At 67.6% G+C, this 17,005-nt stretch carries 20 protein-coding genes and 1 tRNA gene; 15 read left to right on the top strand and 6 right to left on the bottom strand.

Going from position 1 to position 17,005, the window contains the following annotated elements:
• The first annotated feature begins 93 nt into the window (after positions 1 to 93).
• Both rpmB and rpmG read left to right on the top strand, forming a co-directional pair.
• Complete coding sequence (gene rpmB / locus VHP37_04810) at positions 94 to 327, top strand: 50S ribosomal protein L28 (protein ID HEX2825644.1); 234 nt, start codon at positions 94 to 96, stop codon at positions 325 to 327.
• A 23-nt stretch (positions 328 to 350) separates the two neighbouring features.
• Positions 351 to 506, top strand: a complete 156-nt coding sequence (rpmG, locus tag VHP37_04805) for a 50S ribosomal protein L33 (protein HEX2825643.1) — start codon at positions 351 to 353, stop codon at positions 504 to 506.
• 153 nt (positions 507 to 659) lie between these two features.
• Here rpmG and VHP37_04800 read toward each other — a convergent pair whose 3' ends face one another.
• The 6 genes from VHP37_04800 to purM form a co-directional block, all read right to left on the bottom strand.
• Positions 660 to 1,823, bottom strand: a complete 1,164-nt coding sequence (locus VHP37_04800; protein HEX2825642.1) for a fatty acid desaturase — start codon at positions 1,821 to 1,823, stop codon at positions 660 to 662.
• A 138-nt stretch (positions 1,824 to 1,961) separates the two neighbouring features.
• Positions 1,962 to 3,206, bottom strand: coding sequence for an RsmB/NOP family class I SAM-dependent RNA methyltransferase (locus VHP37_04795; protein ID HEX2825641.1), 1,245 nt, complete (start codon positions 3,204 to 3,206; stop codon positions 1,962 to 1,964).
• A gap of 70 nt (positions 3,207 to 3,276) precedes the next feature.
• On the bottom strand, positions 3,277 to 4,308 hold the full coding sequence (locus VHP37_04790) for a DUF3108 domain-containing protein (GenBank protein ID HEX2825640.1): 1,032 nt from the start codon (positions 4,306 to 4,308) through the stop codon (positions 3,277 to 3,279).
• Between the two features lie 19 nt (positions 4,309 to 4,327).
• Positions 4,328 to 5,038, bottom strand: coding sequence for a DUF3108 domain-containing protein (locus VHP37_04785; protein ID HEX2825639.1), 711 nt, complete (start codon positions 5,036 to 5,038; stop codon positions 4,328 to 4,330).
• 53 nt (positions 5,039 to 5,091) lie between these two features.
• Positions 5,092 to 5,739: a phosphoribosylglycinamide formyltransferase gene (gene purN / locus VHP37_04780; GenBank protein ID HEX2825638.1), complete on the bottom strand. Its 648-nt coding sequence runs from the start codon at positions 5,737 to 5,739 to the stop codon at positions 5,092 to 5,094.
• A gap of 10 nt (positions 5,740 to 5,749) precedes the next feature.
• The gene (gene purM, locus VHP37_04775) at positions 5,750 to 6,796 is read right to left on the bottom strand and encodes a phosphoribosylformylglycinamidine cyclo-ligase (protein HEX2825637.1); all 1,047 of its coding nucleotides are present in this window, start codon (positions 6,794 to 6,796) and stop codon (positions 5,750 to 5,752) included.
• Positions 6,797 to 6,926: 130 nt separating this feature from the next.
• Between purM and hda the strand changes: the two genes are divergently transcribed.
• From hda to tgt, 13 genes are all read left to right on the top strand, one after another.
• Positions 6,927 to 7,607, top strand: a complete 681-nt coding sequence (hda, locus tag VHP37_04770; protein ID HEX2825636.1) for a DnaA regulatory inactivator Hda — start codon at positions 6,927 to 6,929, stop codon at positions 7,605 to 7,607.
• Between the two features lie 10 nt (positions 7,608 to 7,617).
• Complete coding sequence (locus tag VHP37_04765) at positions 7,618 to 8,274, top strand: HAD family hydrolase (protein ID HEX2825635.1); 657 nt, start codon at positions 7,618 to 7,620, stop codon at positions 8,272 to 8,274.
• A complete protein-coding gene (locus VHP37_04760) occupies positions 8,271 to 9,254 on the top strand; it encodes an iron ABC transporter permease (protein HEX2825634.1) in 984 nt (327 codons plus the stop codon). The genes VHP37_04765 and VHP37_04760 overlap by 4 nt, the downstream gene beginning before the upstream one ends.
• A complete protein-coding gene (locus tag VHP37_04755) occupies positions 9,238 to 10,002 on the top strand; it encodes an ABC transporter ATP-binding protein (protein HEX2825633.1) in 765 nt (254 codons plus the stop codon). The genes VHP37_04760 and VHP37_04755 overlap by 17 nt, the downstream gene beginning before the upstream one ends.
• A gap of 66 nt (positions 10,003 to 10,068) precedes the next feature.
• Complete coding sequence (pcnB, locus tag VHP37_04750; GenBank protein HEX2825632.1) at positions 10,069 to 11,436, top strand: polynucleotide adenylyltransferase PcnB; 1,368 nt, start codon at positions 10,069 to 10,071, stop codon at positions 11,434 to 11,436.
• Positions 11,433 to 11,930 (top strand): 2-amino-4-hydroxy-6-hydroxymethyldihydropteridine diphosphokinase, encoded by a 498-nt coding sequence (folK, locus tag VHP37_04745; GenBank protein ID HEX2825631.1) that lies wholly within the window; start codon positions 11,433 to 11,435, stop codon positions 11,928 to 11,930. Before pcnB ends, folK begins: the two co-directional genes overlap by 4 nt.
• Positions 11,927 to 12,571: a deoxynucleoside kinase gene (locus tag VHP37_04740; protein ID HEX2825630.1), complete on the top strand. Its 645-nt coding sequence runs from the start codon at positions 11,927 to 11,929 to the stop codon at positions 12,569 to 12,571. Before folK ends, VHP37_04740 begins: the two co-directional genes overlap by 4 nt.
• A gap of 58 nt (positions 12,572 to 12,629) precedes the next feature.
• Positions 12,630 to 13,421, top strand: a complete 792-nt coding sequence (gene panB / locus VHP37_04735) for a 3-methyl-2-oxobutanoate hydroxymethyltransferase (protein ID HEX2825629.1) — start codon at positions 12,630 to 12,632, stop codon at positions 13,419 to 13,421.
• On the top strand, positions 13,421 to 14,254 hold the full coding sequence (panC, locus tag VHP37_04730) for a pantoate--beta-alanine ligase (protein ID HEX2825628.1): 834 nt from the start codon (positions 13,421 to 13,423) through the stop codon (positions 14,252 to 14,254). The genes panB and panC overlap by 1 nt, the downstream gene beginning before the upstream one ends.
• 39 nt (positions 14,255 to 14,293) lie before the next feature.
• A tRNA-Leu gene (locus VHP37_04725) sits at positions 14,294 to 14,380 on the top strand.
• A 15-nt stretch (positions 14,381 to 14,395) separates the two neighbouring features.
• Positions 14,396 to 15,424 carry a tRNA preQ1(34) S-adenosylmethionine ribosyltransferase-isomerase QueA gene (gene queA / locus VHP37_04720; GenBank protein ID HEX2825627.1) on the top strand — a complete coding sequence of 343 codons (1,029 nt, stop codon included), beginning with the start codon at positions 14,396 to 14,398 and terminating at the stop codon, positions 15,422 to 15,424.
• Positions 15,421 to 15,861: a thioesterase family protein gene (locus VHP37_04715; GenBank protein ID HEX2825626.1), complete on the top strand. Its 441-nt coding sequence runs from the start codon at positions 15,421 to 15,423 to the stop codon at positions 15,859 to 15,861. The genes queA and VHP37_04715 overlap by 4 nt, the downstream gene beginning before the upstream one ends.
• On the top strand, positions 15,861 to 16,967 hold the full coding sequence (gene tgt / locus VHP37_04710; protein HEX2825625.1) for a tRNA guanosine(34) transglycosylase Tgt: 1,107 nt from the start codon (positions 15,861 to 15,863) through the stop codon (positions 16,965 to 16,967). Before VHP37_04715 ends, tgt begins: the two co-directional genes overlap by 1 nt.
• Positions 16,968 to 17,005: the final 38 nt, after the last annotated feature.

Below are 17,005 nucleotides of genomic sequence, written 5' to 3'. Positions count from 1 at the left end.
TGCGGACCGCCCTTCCTGCCTCTGTCCCCAGGGTTGAGCGCACGGCAAAAAATCAGTAAAATCCGCTGTTTTGCGAATTCTGGAGCCATAGTCATGGCACGCGTCTGTCAAGTCACGGGAAAGAAGCCGATCGTCGGGAACAATGTTTCCCACGCGAACAACAAGACCAAGCGGCGCTTTCTGCCGAACCTGCAATCGCGCCGTTTCTGGGTCGAGAGCGAGAACCGCTGGGTGCGCCTGCGCGTGTCGAACGCGGGGCTGCGCACCATCGACAAGAAGGGCATCGACGTCGTCCTCGCCGATCTGCGCGAGCGCGGCGAGATCTAACTGCCGTCACTGGGAGCTAAGCGATGAGAGAAAAGATCAAGCTGGAGTCGACGGCCGGAACCGGCCACTTCTACACGACGACCAAGAACAAGCGCACCAAGCCGGACAAGATGGAGATCAAGAAATTCGATCCCGTCGCGCGCAAGCACGTGATCTACAAGGAAACCAAAATCAAGTAACCCTGGTTTTCGGTGCGACCAAAAACCCGCCTCGAGCGGGTTTTTTGTCGCCGTGAAAAACCGGGGGGCAATCCCAAGAGGCCGGGTCTGACCGGGCGCGATGCAATAAAAAAAGCCCGCGAATTCGCGGGCTTTTTCGTTTCTGCGTTTCGCTTATGCGTAGCAGCGCAGGCGCCGGGAGAACGTGCTCAGCGCTTCGATGCCGCTCGCCTCGGCGCGCTTGCACCAGTCTTCGAGCTTGTGCACCAGCTCCTCCTTCGACGCGGCGGAACGCTGCCACAGCGCCGCGAGCTCGTCGCGCATCGTGTAGACCGTCGCGAGCTTGCTGCTCGCCCGGATGATCTGGTCGCGCTGCTCGCGCTCCGGCGCGGGAAGGGCGTTGGTGTCGATGTGCAGCCAGCGCTTCAGGCGCGACCACTCGATGGTGACCTTGGTCGCGCGCAGCGTGGCGATCTCCGCGGCGCACGTCTTGCGCACCGACTTCGCGTACTTGGTGATGACTTCGTAGCGGTGCGTGACGATTGCCTGCAGCGTCTCGTGATCGCACTGCGGCTTCGCCGGCGCGAGCTTGAGCTTGGGCGCGATCTTCTTCACTTCCGCCAGTCCGAGCGACTTCAGCATGCAGATGTACAGCCAGCCGATGTCGAACTCGTACCACGCGTTCGACAGCTTCGCCGACGTGCCGTACGCGTGATGGTTGTTGTGCAGCTCTTCGCCGCCGATGAGGATGCCCCACGGCAGGATGTTGCGGCTGGTGTCCGAAGGCTGGAAGTTGCGATAGCCCCAGTAGTGGCCGATGCCGTTGATCACTCCCGCGGCGAGGAGCGGGATCCAGACCATCTGCACCGCCCAGATCGTGATGCCGATGAAGCCGAACAGCACGAAGTTCAGCACGAGCAGGATCGAGATGCCGAGGACGTTGTAGCGGCTGTAGAGATTGCGCTCGATCCAGTCATCGGGCGTGCCGTGCCCGTAGCGGTCCATCGTCTCCTTGTTCAGGGCTTCCTTGCGATAGAGCTCGGCGCCTTCCCACAGCACTTTCTTGATGCCGTAGATCTGCGGGCTGTGCGGATCGTCAGCGGTCTCGCACTTGGCGTGGTGCTTGCGATGGATCGCCGCCCACTCCTTGGTGATCATGCCGGTGGTGAACCACAGCCAGAAGCGGAAGAAGTGGCTAGGGAGCGGATGCAGGTCCAGCGCACGGTGCGCCTGGTGACGATGCAGATAGATCGTGACCCCGGCGATCGTGATGTGCGTGAGGACGAGCGTGTAAACGACGTAGCCCCACCACGGTAAATCCCAGACCCCTGTAAACATGCGACTCCCTGAGTTAAAAACGCCCCCTTTTGACGGGGGGAGTGTAGCTAAGTTCAACCGGCGCAGCAAAACATTTAACGAGGTTTGAGCGGCGTTGCAAACCGCTGGAGCCAAACGCGTTTTACCCGCGCGACCGCGCTAGCGGGCGCGTTCCAGCGCCGCCGCGAAAAAGCCGTCCGTGCCGTGGATGTGCGGCCACAGCCGCAAGGTCTGCCCCACGTCGATGTCGATGCCGTGGTGCTTCAGGAGATCGCTGCATTTTACGATCCCGAACCCTGGCGTCTCGTCCAGAAAAGACGCGACGATCGCCTCGTTTTCCTCGGTTAGCACGCTGCACGTGGCGTAGACCAGCCGCCCGCCGGGTTTCACCAGCGACGCCGCCGCCCTGAGGATCGCCGCCTGTTTGGCGCGCATTTCGACGACCGTTTGCGGCGATTGCCGCCATTTGAGGTCGGGATTGCGGCGCAGCGTGCCGAGGCCGGTGCACGGCGCGTCGACGAGCACCCGGTCGATCTTACCGCCGAGCCGCTTCACCTTGGGATCGTGCTCGTTGGCGATCTGGTGCGGATGGACGTTGGAAAGACCCGAGCGCTTGAGCCGCGGCTTGAGCCTCGCCAGCCGGGCAGCCGAAACGTCGAACGCGTACAGCCGTCCCTGGGAACGCATCATCGCGCCGAGCATCAGCGACTTGCCGCCGGCCCCCGCGCAGAAATCGACCACGAGATCGTGCCGCGTCGGCGCGAGGAGATAGCCGACGAGCTGGCTGCCTTCGTCCTGGACCTCGAGCGCGCCCTCGGTGAAGAGCGGGTCGCGGTTGATGGCGGGCTTGCCGAAAATCCGGACGCCGGCCGGTGAGTAGGGCGTCGGCTCGGCCGGAATACCTTTGCCGCGCAAGGACTTGAGGACGTCGTGACGGTCGGCCTTGAGGGTGTTCACCCGCAGGTCGAGCGGCGCCGGCTCCTGCAGGCTGGCGCCGAGCGCAAGCGCACCGGCTTCGCCCAGGTCGGCTCCCACCCGCTCGAACACCCAGTCCGGCAGCTCCGCGCGCTCGGCGGGGGTGAGCTCGGGTGCCGCAGCGGCATAGGTTTCGAGCGCTTCGGCTTCCGCCGGCTTCACCAGCGGCTTCACCTTGGCGGTCATGCCCGAATGGCGGGCGACCCAGCCGAGGAGCAGCCGGCGAGCGGTCGGCGTGCCGACCACACGCTCGAGCGTACGCTTGTGGCGCAGCACGCCGAACACGCCTTCGGCGACGAATGCGCGGTCATGCGGGCCGAGCGCGTGATGCTCGCGGAACCAGGCGCTCAGTACGGCGTCTGCGGGCTGCTCGAACTTGAGGACGCGGCCCAGGGCCTCGGTGGCTGCGTCGAGGAGTTTTCGTTGCATGACAAGTGACGGGTGAAGCGGTGACGGATGAGGCGGTGACGGATAAGTCGGTGACGGACGAGGCGCTCGCTCAGTTTTCGATCAGCCGAATATCCGCGACGACCTGCTCGCCCTGCGGCTCGCCCTGCTTGTCGAAGAAGCGCAGCTTCACCGGCAGGTAGCGGTATTCGAGCGCGAGCCACAGCTCGATCGATTCCTCGTTGCCTTTGCGCACCTGTTTGATCGGGAGCGCGCGCATCATGCCGAGCGGTGTGTCGATGACTTCCTCGCCCAGCACGTCGAGCTCGTACACCTCGATGCGCGAGCCGGTGGTGACGACCTGCGAGAGCCGCCCCGGCGCGGGCGGGTCGAGCGAGAGCTGGAAGATGAACGACAGCAGGTCCTGACTCTTCGGCGGCAGCTTCACCTGCCGCTGCTCGGCCGTGCGGCCCAGCGTGAGAGTCGCCTGTTTCCAGTCGAACTGCGCGCTCGCTTCCTCGTTCGCACGGCCGCGCCCGCGGTTGCGCACCATCTTGAAGGACTCGGGCTTCAGCCCTTCGCGCGTGACCGCGCCGCGGCTCGAATAGGTGCGGTACTGCGAGCGGATCAGGTCGACGATGCCGATCGTCTCCGAATGGCTCGCGAGCCGATAGCGGCCCTGGTCCGCTTCCCACGTCTGCACCGTGCGTCCGGCCGGGAAGCCGTCGCGGCCGTAGAGCATGTCGTACGTGATGCGGCCCCTGCGCGGGAGCTTGCGCACCGGCGCGGCGGGCTCGGGCGCGGCTTCGGGCCCGGGCTTCGGCGCCTCGGCGACGACCACGGGCTCGCGCTGCGGCGCTTCGGCGCTTTCGACCGCCGGCGCGTCCTCCACGACCGGGTCTTCAGGATCGCCGATCGCGGCCGGAATCGGCGACGGCATGGCTACCGCGGCGGCGACTTGCACGTCGGGCCGAGCGCGGCGCTTGGGCTTCGGGGGCGCGACGGATGGGGGAGCGCGCGGGGGCGCTTCGGCAATCCGCACGGCCAGCGGTATCCGGTCCGCCGGGGCTTCGGGGAGCTCGAAGTGCGCGTAGCCGGCCACCAGCGCGTGCGCGACGCCGGACAGGCCGGCCGCGAGCGCCAAACGCCTCCAGGAGGCGGCGTTAATCGCGGACCTCCACGCTCTGGATCAGTTGTTCGAAGCGCACGCCGTCTTTTTCGACGATCAGCATTTTGACCGGCAGGTTCTGGTGCCGGGGCGAGATCCACACCTCGGTGACGGTGTCGCCCGGCTCCCGCTGTTTTACCAGATGCACCGTCTTCAGGCGGCCCACGCCGGTATCGATCTCCACGTCGTCGGTCGCGCGATAGCGGTAACGGTCGATCTTGCGCCCGTTGGTCATCGGGAAATCGAGCTGCCGGATGCGCTCGGGCGCGAGGAACATGAACTGGTACATGACCGACAGCCGGTCCTGCGTGCCGGGCGGCAGCGGGAACGATTCGATCTTGCCCTGGTGCTTGAGCGTGACCTGCTTCTCCCCCCAGTCGAACTCGGCGGAGACCTGCGGCGCTTCGCCGGCGCTGCGCCGTCCGTCGAATTGCGACGGCTTCAGGCCTTGCGTGGTGAGCGCACCCGCGCTCGTGAAGCGCAGCGGCTGGCGCTGGATCAGCGCCGCGAGCCCCTGCGGCTTGGTGTCGCTGACGATCTTGTAGGTGCTGCCGTCGGATTCGAAATGCTCGCTGATGGTCCCGATCGGCAGGCCGTTCATCGTGGCGCTGTAGGTCGCGCGCACCGAGCGCGGCGCAGCTTGAGCGCTCGCCGCGGCGACGCAAAGGACGGCGAGAAGCGCGAGGTATCGAATGCGAGATTTCATGACAGACCCTAGACCACGAAGCGCCGCGCGGGTTCGCGCCGCGGCTCATACGATCAACGCTTTAGGGCGTCGGGCGGAGGACTCAGCAGCGCGCCGGCCGCCTCTGCAACCGCTGCGATATGTACTTTGCCGTCCGCGATGCTCAACCGGTCCTCGCAGAACCAGCGCACCGCCTGGACGTAGATGCGATGCTCCTGCGCGAGCACCCGCGCGGCGAGGCCCGCTTCGGTGTCGCCGTCGAGCACCGGCACCGCCGCCTGTACGACGATGGGGCCGTGGTCGAGCTGAGGCGTCACGAAATGCACGGTGCAGCCGTGGATGCGCAGGCCGGCCGCGAGCGCCTTGCGGTGCGTGTGCAGGCCGGGAAAGGCGGGCAGCAGCGAGGGGTGGATGTTGAGCATGCGCCCCGCGTAGTGCTTCACCGTGGCCTCGGTCAGCACGCGCATGAAACCCGCGAGCACGACGAGATCGGGCTGGTGGCGGTCGATCTCGGTCCGCAGCACCGCGTCGAAGGCTTCGCGGTCGGCGTACGCGGTGTGATCGATCACCGAGGTCGCCACGCCGTGGCGCTGCGCGATCGCAAGCCCGCCGGCATTCGGCACGTTGCTGATCACCGCCTCGAAGCTCGCGGGCAGGTCGGCTTCGAGCAGCGATTGCATGTTGCTGCCGCGGCCGGAGATCAGGACGACGATGCGCTTCACGCGCGCGAGCTCAAGCGACGATCGTCTGCGGTTCGTCGCTGCTGCGCCGGTCGATGCGGCCGATGCGCCACACGCGCTCACCCTGATCGGTCAGAAAGCGCATCGCACGGTCGGCATCGGCGGCGTCGACCACGAGCACCATGCCGATGCCGCAGTTGAAGACGCGCAGCATCTCGTCCTCCGCGACGTTGCCCTGGCGCTGCAGCCACTGGAAGAGCGGCGGCATCGTCCACGCATTGCGCTCGATGCGCGCGGTGAGATCGTCGGCGAGCACGCGCGGCACGTTTTCCGTGATGCCGCCGCCGGTGATGTGCGCCATGCCTTTGACCGTCACGTCCTTCATCAGCGCGAGCACGGGTTTGACGTAGATGCGCGTCGGCGCGAGCGCGAGATCGGCGAGCGGCTGCGCGCCGCCGTCGGCGGGAATGCTCTGCGCGATGCCGCCGCTCTTGTCGACGATCTTGCGGATCAGCGAATACCCGTTCGAATGCGCACCGTCGCTCGCCAGCCCGAGCACGACGTCGCCCGGCGCGATCTTCGAGCCGTCGACGATGCGCGATTTCTCGACCACGCCGACCGCGAAGCCCGCAAGGTCGTATTCGCCCGGCGTGTACATCCCCGGCATCTCGGCGGTCTCGCCGCCGATCAGCGCGCAGCCCGCACGCTCGCAGCCGGCCGCGATGCCTTTGACGACTTCGCTCGCGGTCGCGACGTCGAGCTTGCCGCACGCGTAGTAATCGAGGAAGTACAGCGGCTCGGCGCCGAGGGTGAGGATGTCGTTCACGCTCATGGCGACGAGGTCGATGCCGATCGTGTCGTGACGATCGAGCTCGAACGCGAGCTTGAGCTTGGTGCCGACGCCGTCGGTGCCCGAGACGAGCACCGGCTCGCTGTAGCCCTTGGGAATCTCGAACAGCGCGCCGAAGCCGCCGATGCCGGCGAGCACGCCGGGACGCATCGTGCGCTTGGCGTAAGGCTTGATCGCTTCGACGAGCGCGTCACCCGCGTCGATGTCGACGCCCGCGTCGCGGTAGGTGAGAGAGGAGGAGGGATTCATCACGCAATTTTACCGGAAGTCGCTGTCGCGTTAGCCGAATCCGGCGCTTCGCGCGTGTAAAATGCGCACGCCCGCGCTTTTACCCGTTCACCCGTCCACTCGTTCACCCGTTCACGCCTTTAACAAAGCAGTGAAGCAACTCGCCTTCGACTTCTCGATCTCGACCGATCCGACGCTCGACAATTTCGTCGTGGGCTGCAACGCAGAGCTCGTCGAGCGGCTTTCGAGCCTCGCGCGCGGCGATCGCGGCGAGCGCTTCATCTATCTGTGGGGTGCGCCGGGCAGCGGACGCACGCACCTGTTGCGCGCGGCGATCGCGGCGTTTCGCCGCGCGGGCGCCGCCGCCGAGTATCGCGCATGCACCGGCGATGCGGACATCGTGCCCGCGCTGCACGAGCTCCGCGCGGTCGCGATCGACGACGTCGACCGCCTGAGCGGGGACGGCGCGGTCGTGCTGTTCAATCTCTACAACGTGCTGCGCGAGAGCGGCGGCGTGCTGATCGCCGCGGGCTCGGTCGCGCCGGCGCAACTCAATCTGCGCGCGGACGTCGCGAGCCGCCTCGCGTGGGGGCTCGTCTACGAAGTGCGCGCCCTGAGCGATGCGGAAAAGGCACGGGCCCTCGCGGAGCGGGCGGAAGCGCGCGGCTTCACGCTGCAGCCCGACGTGTCGCAGTACCTCCTCACCCATGCGCGGCGCGACATGCCGGCGCTGCTCGCGACCCTCGACGCGCTCGACCGCTACTCGCTCGAAGCGAAGCGCCCCGTGACGGTGCCGCTGTTGCGCGAGCTCCTCGCCGCCGCACAGAAATGAAAGACCCGAATTGAATCTCGCACTGTTCGACCTCGACAACACCCTCCTCGCCGGCGACAGCGATTTCGAGTGGGCGCAGTTCCTCATCGAGCAGGGCGTGCTCGATCGCGAAGTCTACGAAGCGCGCAACCAGCACTTCTACGACCAGTACAAGGCGGGCACGCTGGACATCCGCGAGTTCCTCGATTTCCAGTTGAAGCCGCTGTCGCGTCACGGGCGTGACGTGCTCGACGCATGGCACGCCGAGTTCATGCGGAGCAAGATCATGCCGATCATCCGCGACTCCGCCCGCGAGCTCGTCGCGCGCCACCAGAACGACACGCGCGTGCTCATCACCGCGACCAACAGCTTCGTCACCGCGCCGATCGCGCGCGAGTTCGGCATCGAGCATCTCATCGCGACCGAGCCCGAGCAGCGCGACGGGCAGTTCACCGGCGGGGTCGCCGACATACCGTGCTTTCGCGACGGCAAGGTGCAGCGGCTCGAGGCGTGGCTCGCCGCGCAGGGCAGGTCGCTCGGCTCCTTCGAGCGCTCGTGGTTCTACAGCGACTCGTTGAACGACCTGCCGCTGCTGACGCGCGTGACCGATCCGGTCGCGGTGGATCCCGACGACACGCTGCGCGCGCACGCGAGCGCGCACGGCTGGCCGGTCATGACCCTCGCGTGAACCGCACTGGCGCGGCTGCGATCGTCCTCGCGTGCGCGAGCGTCGCGAGCCTCGCCACCGCGCTCGCGTCCGGCAGCCTGCCGCTCGGCTTTACCGCGGTGTTCGACAGCATCGCTTTTCCCGCGTCCGGTATCGTCCACGACGTCATCTGGAACCTGCGCGCGCCCCGCGCCTTCGCGGCGTACGCCTGCGGCGCCCTGCTCGCGGTCGCGGGCGTGATGCTCCAGGTGCTGCTGCGCAACGCGCTCGCCGATCCGTATGTGCTCGGCGTTTCGGGCGGCGCCTCGGTCGGCGCGCTGCTCGCGATCGCGGCGGGGGCGAGCGCGGCCATGACGAACGCCTACGCGCTGCTGGGCGCGATTGCCGCGCTGTGCATCGTGTTCGGCCTGACCTGGCGCAGCGCCGAGTGGAACGTCTATCGGCTGCTGCTGACCGGCGTCGTGCTCTCCGCCGGGCTGTCGGCGCTCATCAGCCTCGCGCTGGTGCTCGCGCCCGAGGCGCAGGTGAAAGGCATGCTGTTCTGGCTGATGGGCGATCTGTCGCAGGCCGGATCGGCTGTGCCGTCGTGGATCGTGCTCGGCGTCGTCGCGGCGCTCGGGATCGTCGCCGCGAACCAGCTCGATCTCCTCGCGCTCGGCGAGCTCAAGGCGCGCTCGCTCGGCGTCGGCGTGGGCGGGCTCAAGCTCGCGGTGTTCGGGGCAGCGGCGCTCGCGACGGTCGCCGCGGTCGTGCTCGGCGGCGCGATCGGCTTCATCGGTCTCATGGCGCCGCACGCCCTGAGGCTCGCCGGGGTGCACCGCCACCGTGCGCTGCTGCCGCTCGCCGCGATGCTCGGCGGCACGCTGCTCACGGTCGCGGACACCGCCGCGCGCAGCGTGTGGGCGCCCCAGCAGCTCCCGGTCGGGGTCGTCACCGCCCTGATCGGCGTTCCCGCGATGCTGCTCCTCCTGTCAAGGCCGCGCGATGCTTCGCTGCACTGATCTGACGCTCGAGGTTCCCGGGCGCGTGCTTTGCCGCTCGCTCTCGGTGACTTTCGGCAAAGGCCAGGCATGGGCGGTGCTCGGCCGCAACGGTACCGGCAAGACGACGCTGATCCACGCGCTGGCGGGGCTCGCCGCGCCGGCGGCGGGCCGCGTCGAGCTCGACGGCAAGCCGATCGCCGATCACTCGCCGCGCGAGCGCGCCAGACGCTCGAGCGTGCTGCTCCAGATCGAGCCGGGCGCGTACTGGGGCACCGCGGCGGAGTACGTCGTGCTGGGACGGCATCCGCACGGCGCGGCGCTCGCCGGATACACGCGCGCGGACGAAGACGCCGCCCGCGCCGCGCTCGATGCGGTCGGCATGGCCGCATTCGCGGACCGCGCTTTCGCGACGCTTTCCGGCGGCGAGCGCCAGCGGGTGCGCATCGCCCAGATGCTGGTGCAGGAAGCCGCCTCGATGCTGCTCGACGAGCCTTTGCAGCACCTCGACCTCGCGCACCAGGCCCACGTGCTGAAGCTCGTGTCCTCGCGCGTGAGCGAGCGTGACGAGACCGCGATCATGGTGCTGCACGAGCCGATGTGGCTCGGCCGCTGCTGCACGCACGCGCTCGTGCTCTTCGGCGATGGCACCGCCGCCACTGGCGCCGCAGGCGACGTGCTCACGCGCGAAAACCTCGAGCGCGCGTACGGCTGCGCGCTCGTCGAGATCGGCGCCGGTGCGCAGAGGTGCTTCTTGCCGCATGTATAATTTGCGACGGCTGAATTCGACGCGATGCGGCGCAAGACCGCGCTCGATCCGCCCCACTCTCATTCGATGATCACCAAATTCCTCGGCAAGGTCTTCTCGGGCCGCATCTTCAAGGCTCGACGGCCGAAAGTCGTTCCATTCAGCGAGCACGGCATCTCGCGCGACCGCATCAGCTCGTGCGCGCTCAAAACGACGCAGACGCTGCAGGAGAACGGACACACCGCGTACGTCGTCGGCGGGGCGGTGCGGGACGCGATCCTCGGTCTCGATCCCAAGGACTTCGACGTGGCCACCAGCGCCACGCCGGAGCAGGTGCGTGAGCTTTTCCGGCGCTCGCGCATCATCGGCCGGCGCTTTCGCATCGTGCACGTGATGTGCGGCCGCGAGATCGTGGAGGTCTCCACCTACCGCGCCAGCGCCGCAGCCGCCGAGGAAACCGAAGAGCAGGTGGCCGACGAGCACGGGCGCCTCCTGCGCGACAACGTGTTCGGCACGATGGAGCAGGACGCGGTGCGGCGCGACTTCACCATCAACGCGCTCTTCTACGATCCGTCGACGCAGGAGGTCTGGGACTACCACGGCGGCTTCGACGACCTGAAGAAGAAAAAGATGCGCATGATCGGCGACCCCGAGACGCGCTATCGCGAGGACCCGGTGCGCATGCTGCGCGCGGTGCGTCTCTCGGCGAGCAAAGGCATCGAGATCGACGCGGCGACGCGCGCGCCGATCAAGGCGTTGACAAAGCTCCTGGCCAACGTGCCCGCGGCGCGGCTCTTCGACGAGATGCTGAAGCTGCTCCTCTCGGGCCATGCGTACGAGTGCGTGATGGCGCTGCGCCAGGAAGGGCTGCACCACGGTCTGCTGCCGATGCTCGACGTCATCCTCGAGCAGCCGATGGGCGAGCGCTTCGTGATGATGGCGCTGAGGAACACCGACGCGCGGATCAAGAGCGACAAGCCGGTCTCGCCGAGCTTTCTCTTCGCGTCGCTGCTGTGGCACGAGGTGCTCGTGGCCTGGAAGAAATTCGAGAGCGAGGGCGTGCCGCCGATCCCCGCGCTGTTCCAGGCGATGGAGCAGGTCGCGCAGACGCAGGCCGAGAAGCTCGCGATCCCGCGCCGCTACGGCGCGGACATGAAGGAGATCTGGGTCATGCAGCCGCGCTTCATGCAGCGCAACGGCCGTCGGCCGTACCGGCTGCTGGAGAACCCGCGCTTTCGCGCAGGCTACGATTTCCTGCTGCTGCGCTGCGCGAGCGGGGAGGTCGATGCGGGCGTAGGCGAGTGGTGGACGCGCTTCCAGCACGCCGACGAGACCGAGCGCCGCGCGCTGCTCGCGCAACAGGAAGACTTCGATGCACCGAAGCGCAAGCGCCGCCGCCGTCGCCGCAAGCCCGCCGGCGAGAGCGCCGGCGCCGCCGAGACGGAGCCGACTTGAAGCTGACACCGGCGTATATCGCGCTCGGCAGCAATCTCGACGACCCGCTCCGCCAGATCGAAGGCGGGATCGAGGAGCTCGCGATGCTGCCCGATACACGTCTGGGCGCGGTGTCGTCGCTGTATCGCACGGCCCCCGTCGGATTCGACGATCAGCCCGATTTCATCAACGCCGTGGCGATGATCGAGACCGAGCTCGGCGCCCGCGCGCTGCTCGACGAGCTGCTCGCGATCGAGAAGCGATACGCCCGCGTGCGCGGAATGAAGAACGGCCCGCGCACCCTCGACCTCGACATCGTCCTGTACGGCGATACCGCGCAATCCGGGGAAGCGCTGACGATCCCGCATCCGCGCATGCACGAGCGCGCGTTCGTGCTCGTGCCGCTGGCCGAGATCGCGCCGGACGCGGTCGTGCCCGGGTTGGGGAAAGTGCGCGAGCTCGCGGCGCGCGTGGACGCGAGCGGCGTCACCCGCATCGAACAAGAACAACAATGAAGCTGCCCGACAAATACCGCTACATCGTCGTCGAAGGCCCGATCGGGGTCGGCAAGACGACGCTCGCCAAGGCCATCGCGGAAGCGAGCGGCGCCGCGCTCATGCTCGAAGAGCCCGACGCGAACCCGTTCCTGCCTCGCTTCTACGAGAACGCCGAGCGCTACGCGCTGCCGACGCAGCTCTTCTTCCTGTTCCAGCGCATCGACCAGCTCACCGCGCTCAACCAGGCCGATCTCTTCCGCCGCGCGATCGTCGGCGATTTCATGCTGGAGAAGGACCCGTTGTTCGCGCGCCTCACGCTCAAGGACGACGAGCTCAAGCTCTACGAGCAGATCTATTCGCACCTGAGGCCGCAGGCGCCCGCGCCCGACCTGGTCATCTATCTGCAGGCGACGCCCAACACCCTGATCGACCGCGTGCAGCGGCGGGGCGTGCCGTACGAGGAGAACATGCCCGACGCGTATCTCGTGACGCTGGCGGACACCTACACGCGGTTCTTCTACCAGTATTCGGGCGCGCCGCTGCTCATCGTCAACTCGGACCGGCTCAACTTCCACGAGTCGCAGGAGGATCTCGCGCTGCTCATGGAGCGCATCGCGGCGATGCGCGGCCCGCGCGAATTCTTCTCGCTGGGCGGCTGATTTTCGGCGGCTGGTTATAATCTCCGGCCCGGAATCTCTCCGTCCGAACGAAAACGCCATGCGTATCACCCTGACCGCGCTCCAGAAGATGGCGCACGAGGGCACCAAGATCACCCAGCTCACGTGCTACGACGCGAGCTTCGCGTCCGTGCTCGACGCCGCGGGCGTGGAGACGCTCCTGATCGGCGACTCGCTGGGCAACGTGCTCCAGGGCCACGAGTCCACGCTCCCGGTCACGCTGCGCGACATCTGCTATCACACCGCGAACGTTGCGCGGGGGGCCAAGCGCGCGTTCATCATCGGCGACATGCCTTTCGGCACGTTTCAGACCTCGCGGGAGGACGCGCTGCGCAACGCCGCGCAGATCATGGCGGCCGGCGCGCACATGGTGAAGCTCGAAGGCGGGCGCCCGATGCTGGAGACGGTGCGCTTCCTCACCGAGCGCGGCATCCCGGTGTGCGGGCACCTCGGCCTCACGCCGCAGTCGGTTCACCAGCTCGGCGGCTACAAGGTGCAGGGCAAGCAGCAGACCGACGCCGAGCGCCTGCTCGAGGAAGCGAAGCTGCTCGAGGAATCGGGCGCCGGCATGATCGTGCTCGAAGCGATACCGGCGGCGCTCGCGAAAGAGATCACGGCCAGCGTGCGCGGTCCTACGATCGGCATCGGCGCGGGTGTCGATTGCCACGGCCAGGTGCTCGTGCTCTACGACATGCTCGACGTCTATCCCGGCAAGAAAGCGAAGTTCGTCAAGAACTACATGAAACCCGGCGGCAGCGTGCAGGCGGCCGTCGAGCTCTACGTCAGGGAAGTGAAGGCCGGGACGTTCCCGGGACCCGAGCACAGCTTCTGATGGATATCGTTCACTCAGTCGCGGAGCTGCGCGAGCGGCTGCGTCGCGAGCCCGACAACGTCTTCGTGCCGACCATGGGCAACCTGCACGAAGGCCACATCGAGCTCATCCGCATCGCCAAGCCGCGCGCCTCGTGCACGGTGGTCAGCATCTTCGTCAACCGCCTGCAGTTCGGCCCGCGGGAGGATTTCGACCGCTATCCGCGCACCCTGCCGGTGGACGCCGAGAGGCTGCGCGAGGTCGGCGTCGACGTCGTCTTCGCGCCCGACGAGCGGGAGATCTATCCCGAGCCGCAGACTTTCGTCGTGGAGCCTTCGGACCTCCAGCACATCCTCGAAGGCGCGCACCGGCCGGGGCATTTCAAGGGCGTGGCGACGGTCGTGCTGAAGCTCTTCAACCTGGTGCAGCCGCACTCGGCAATCTTCGGGAAGAAGGACTACCAGCAGTATCTCGTGCTGCGCGACATGGTGAAGCAGTTCGCGCTGCCGATCGAGATCATTCCCGCGGAGACCGTGCGCGCGCCCGACGGCCTCGCGCTGTCGTCGCGCAACGGCTACCTCACGCCGGAGGAGCGCGCCGAAGCGCCGCGGCTCTATCGCGTTCTGCAGAACGCCAAGGCGCAGCTCGTCGGCGGCGCGCACGATTACCAGCGCATCGAGCTCGAAGCGATGGCCGAGCTCGCCCACTACGGCTGGCATCCCGATTACGTCGCGCTGCGCCGCCAGTCCGACCTCCAGCCGCCGATCGACGACGAGCGCGAGCTGGTGGTGGTCGCCGCCGCGCGCCTCGGCCGCACGCGGCTGATCGACAACATCGAAGTGACTCGCGGCTGACCGATCGTCGCGAGTACGGGATAATCGCGCACCTCCCATGCCGGGATGGCGGAATTGGTAGACGCAGCGGACTCAAAATCCGCCGGTGGCGACACTGTAAGGGTTCGAGTCCCTTTCCCGGCACCAGCACTCCCCCCCGACTTGAAGCTCTCCGACTTCGATTACGCGCTCCCCCCCGAGCTGATCGCGCAGACGCCCGCGGCCGAGCGCACCGCGAGCCGTCTGCTGCATCTCGACGGCGCGACCGGCGGGCTGCGCGATCTCGCGTTCCGCGACATCGTCGGCCTGATCGGGGCGAACGACGTGCTCGTGGCGAACGACACGCGCGTGATCAAGGCGCGCCTCTTCGGGCGCAAGACGAGCGGCGGGCGCATCGAGGTGCTCGTCGAGCGCGTGCTCGCGGCGGACGAAGCGTGGGTGCAGATGAAAGTGAGCCATCCGCCGCGTCCCGGCGACACCGTGACGCTCGCCGGCGATGCCGTCACCGCGACGGTGACGCAGCGCGACCGCGGTTTCTTCAGGCTGCGTTTCGAAGGCTGCGGCGACGTGTTCGCGCTGCTCGAGCGCTACGGCGAGGTGCCGCTGCCGCCGTACGTAACCCACACGCCCGACGCGGCCGACGAATCGCGTTACCAGACCGTCTACGCGCGCGAGCCCGGAGCCGTGGCCGCACCGACCGCGGGACTGCACTTCGACGAGCCGACGCTGGACGCGCTGCGTGCGAAAGGCGCCCGCGTCGCATACGTCACGCTGCACGTCGGCGCGGGAACGTTCCAGCCGGTGCGCGTCGACGACGTCGCGGAGCACCGGATGCACAGCGAGTGGTATTCGGTGCCGCAGCAGACCGTCGACGCGATCGGGGCCGCACGTGAGAGCGGCGGCCGCGTGATCGCGGTGGGCACGACTTCTTTACGCGCGCTCGAAAGCGCCGCGGCGCGCGGATTGCGCGCAGGGGCCGGCGAGACCGATCTCTTCATCGTCCCCGGCTACCGGTTCCGCGTCGTCGACCGCCTGATCACCAACTTCCACCTGCCGAAGTCGACGCTGCTCATGCTGGTCTCGGCTTTCGCCGGCATGGAGAACGTCCGGGCGGCGTACCGCCATGCGGTCGCCGAGCGCTACCGCTTCTTCAGCTACGGCGACGCGATGCTGATCGAAAGGGCGCCATGACGACGCGCGCAAAACCCGAGCCGCGCGAGCGTTACGCGCACTTCGTGACGATCACCACGCGGCTCATGGACAACGACATCTACAACCACGTCAACAACGCGACGTATTACTCGTTCATCGATACCGCGGTGACCTCGTACCTCGCGAACGCGCTCGGGCGCGACCTCGGGCGCGACGCGATCGCGTATTTCACCGTCGAGAACGGCTGCAACTACTTCAGCCCGATCGCGTTCCCCAACGTCGTGCACTGCGGGCTGCGCGTGGCGCACGTCGGCAAGAGCAGCATGCGCTTCGAGATCGGCCTCTTCAGGAACGACGAGCCGCTCGCGGCGGCGCAGGGCTGGTTCGTGCAGGTCACCTGCGACCGTTCCACGCAGCGCCCGATCGACATGCCGCCGCGCGTGCGCGAAGCGCTCGAAGCGATACGGATGCCCTGATGCAATTCGAGCTGCTCGCCAGCGACGGCGCGGCGCGCCGCGGCCGCTTCACCACCGCGCACGGCGCGGTCGAAACGCCGGCGTTCATGCCGGTCGGCACGTACGGCACGGTCAAGGCGATGACGCCGGTCGACCTCCGCGAGCTCGGCGCGCAGATCGTCCTCGGCAACACCTTTCACCTGTGGCTGCGGCCCGGTCTCGAGGTGATCGCCGCGCACGGCGGGCTGCACCGCTTCATGGGCTGGGACGGTCCGATACTCACCGATTCGGGCGGCTTCCAGGTCTTCAGCCTGGGTGCGTTGCGCAGGATCACCGAAGAAGGTGTGAAGTTCCAGTCGCCGGTGAACGGCGACGCGTGCTTCCTCTCGCCCGAGGAATCGATGCGCATCCAGCGCGTGCTGAACTCCGACATCGTGATGGTCTTCGACGAGTGCACGCCGTATCCGGCAAGCCGCGACCAGGCGGCCGACTCGATGCGCATGAGCCTGCGCTGGGCGGAGCGCAGCAAGCGCGCTCATGACGCTAACCCGAACGCGCTTTTCGGCATCGTGCAGGGCGGCATGTACGAGGACCTGCGCGACGAGTCGCTCGCCGGCCTGAAAGGCATCGGCTTCGACGGCTACGCCGTCGGCGGTCTCTCGGTCGGCGAGACCAAGGAAGAGATGGCGCGCATCCTCGCGCACACCGCGCCGCGGCTGCCCGCGGACCGGCCGCGCTACCTGATGGGCGTGGGCACCCCGACCGACCTCGTCGACGCGGTCGCCGCGGGCATCGACATGTTCGACTGCGTGCTGCCGACCCGCAACGCGCGCAACGGCTGGCTGTATACGAGCCGCGGCGTCATCAAGCTTCGCAATGCACGCTGGCGCGACGACCTGTCGCCGCTCGACCCGGCGTGCGCCTGCTATACGTGCCGGAACTTCACGCGCGCCTACCTCCATCACTTGCAGCGCGCGAACGAAATCCTGGGTGCACGACTCAATACCCTGCACAACCTGCATTACTTCCAGACCGTCATGAAGGGCGCCCGCGCCGCCATCGAAGAAGGCCGGTATGCGGCGTACGCGGCGTCCGTCCGCAGCGGCGGGTCTGACGAAGGGTGCTAAAATTCGACGATTTTTCGCCGGCCGCTCGCGCCGGCGGC

This window comes from Burkholderiales bacterium (assembly GCA_036262035.1).
In the GTDB taxonomy this organism is placed as follows: domain Bacteria; phylum Pseudomonadota; class Gammaproteobacteria; order Burkholderiales; family SG8-41; genus JAQGMV01.
This window is presented reverse-complemented; position numbering and strand designations above follow the sequence as displayed.

Bases quoted from the DNA above. Each gene is read 5' to 3' on its own strand.
- VHP37_04740 (HEX2825630.1), top strand. From the start codon at position 11,927: ATGAAGCTGCCCGACAAATACCGCTACATCGTCGTCGAAGGCCCGATC.
- panC (HEX2825628.1), top strand. From the start codon at position 13,421: ATGGATATCGTTCACTCAGTCGCGGAGCTGCGCGAGCGGCTGCGTCGC.
- rpmG (HEX2825643.1), top strand. From the start codon at position 351: ATGAGAGAAAAGATCAAGCTGGAGTCGACGGCCGGAACCGGCCACTTC.
- tgt (HEX2825625.1), top strand. From the start codon at position 15,861: ATGCAATTCGAGCTGCTCGCCAGCGACGGCGCGGCGCGCCGCGGCCGC.
- pcnB (HEX2825632.1), top strand. From the start codon at position 10,069: ATGATCACCAAATTCCTCGGCAAGGTCTTCTCGGGCCGCATCTTCAAG.
- VHP37_04785 (HEX2825639.1), bottom strand. From the start codon at position 5,038: ATGAAATCTCGCATTCGATACCTCGCGCTTCTCGCCGTCCTTTGCGTC.
- VHP37_04755 (HEX2825633.1), top strand. From the start codon at position 9,238: ATGCTTCGCTGCACTGATCTGACGCTCGAGGTTCCCGGGCGCGTGCTT.
- rpmB (HEX2825644.1), top strand. From the start codon at position 94: ATGGCACGCGTCTGTCAAGTCACGGGAAAGAAGCCGATCGTCGGGAAC.
- VHP37_04800 (HEX2825642.1), bottom strand. From the start codon at position 1,823: ATGTTTACAGGGGTCTGGGATTTACCGTGGTGGGGCTACGTCGTTTAC.
- VHP37_04715 (HEX2825626.1), top strand. From the start codon at position 15,421: ATGACGACGCGCGCAAAACCCGAGCCGCGCGAGCGTTACGCGCACTTC.
- panB (HEX2825629.1), top strand. From the start codon at position 12,630: ATGCGTATCACCCTGACCGCGCTCCAGAAGATGGCGCACGAGGGCACC.
- VHP37_04795 (HEX2825641.1), bottom strand. From the start codon at position 3,206: ATGCAACGAAAACTCCTCGACGCAGCCACCGAGGCCCTGGGCCGCGTC.
- purM (HEX2825637.1), bottom strand. From the start codon at position 6,796: ATGAATCCCTCCTCCTCTCTCACCTACCGCGACGCGGGCGTCGACATC.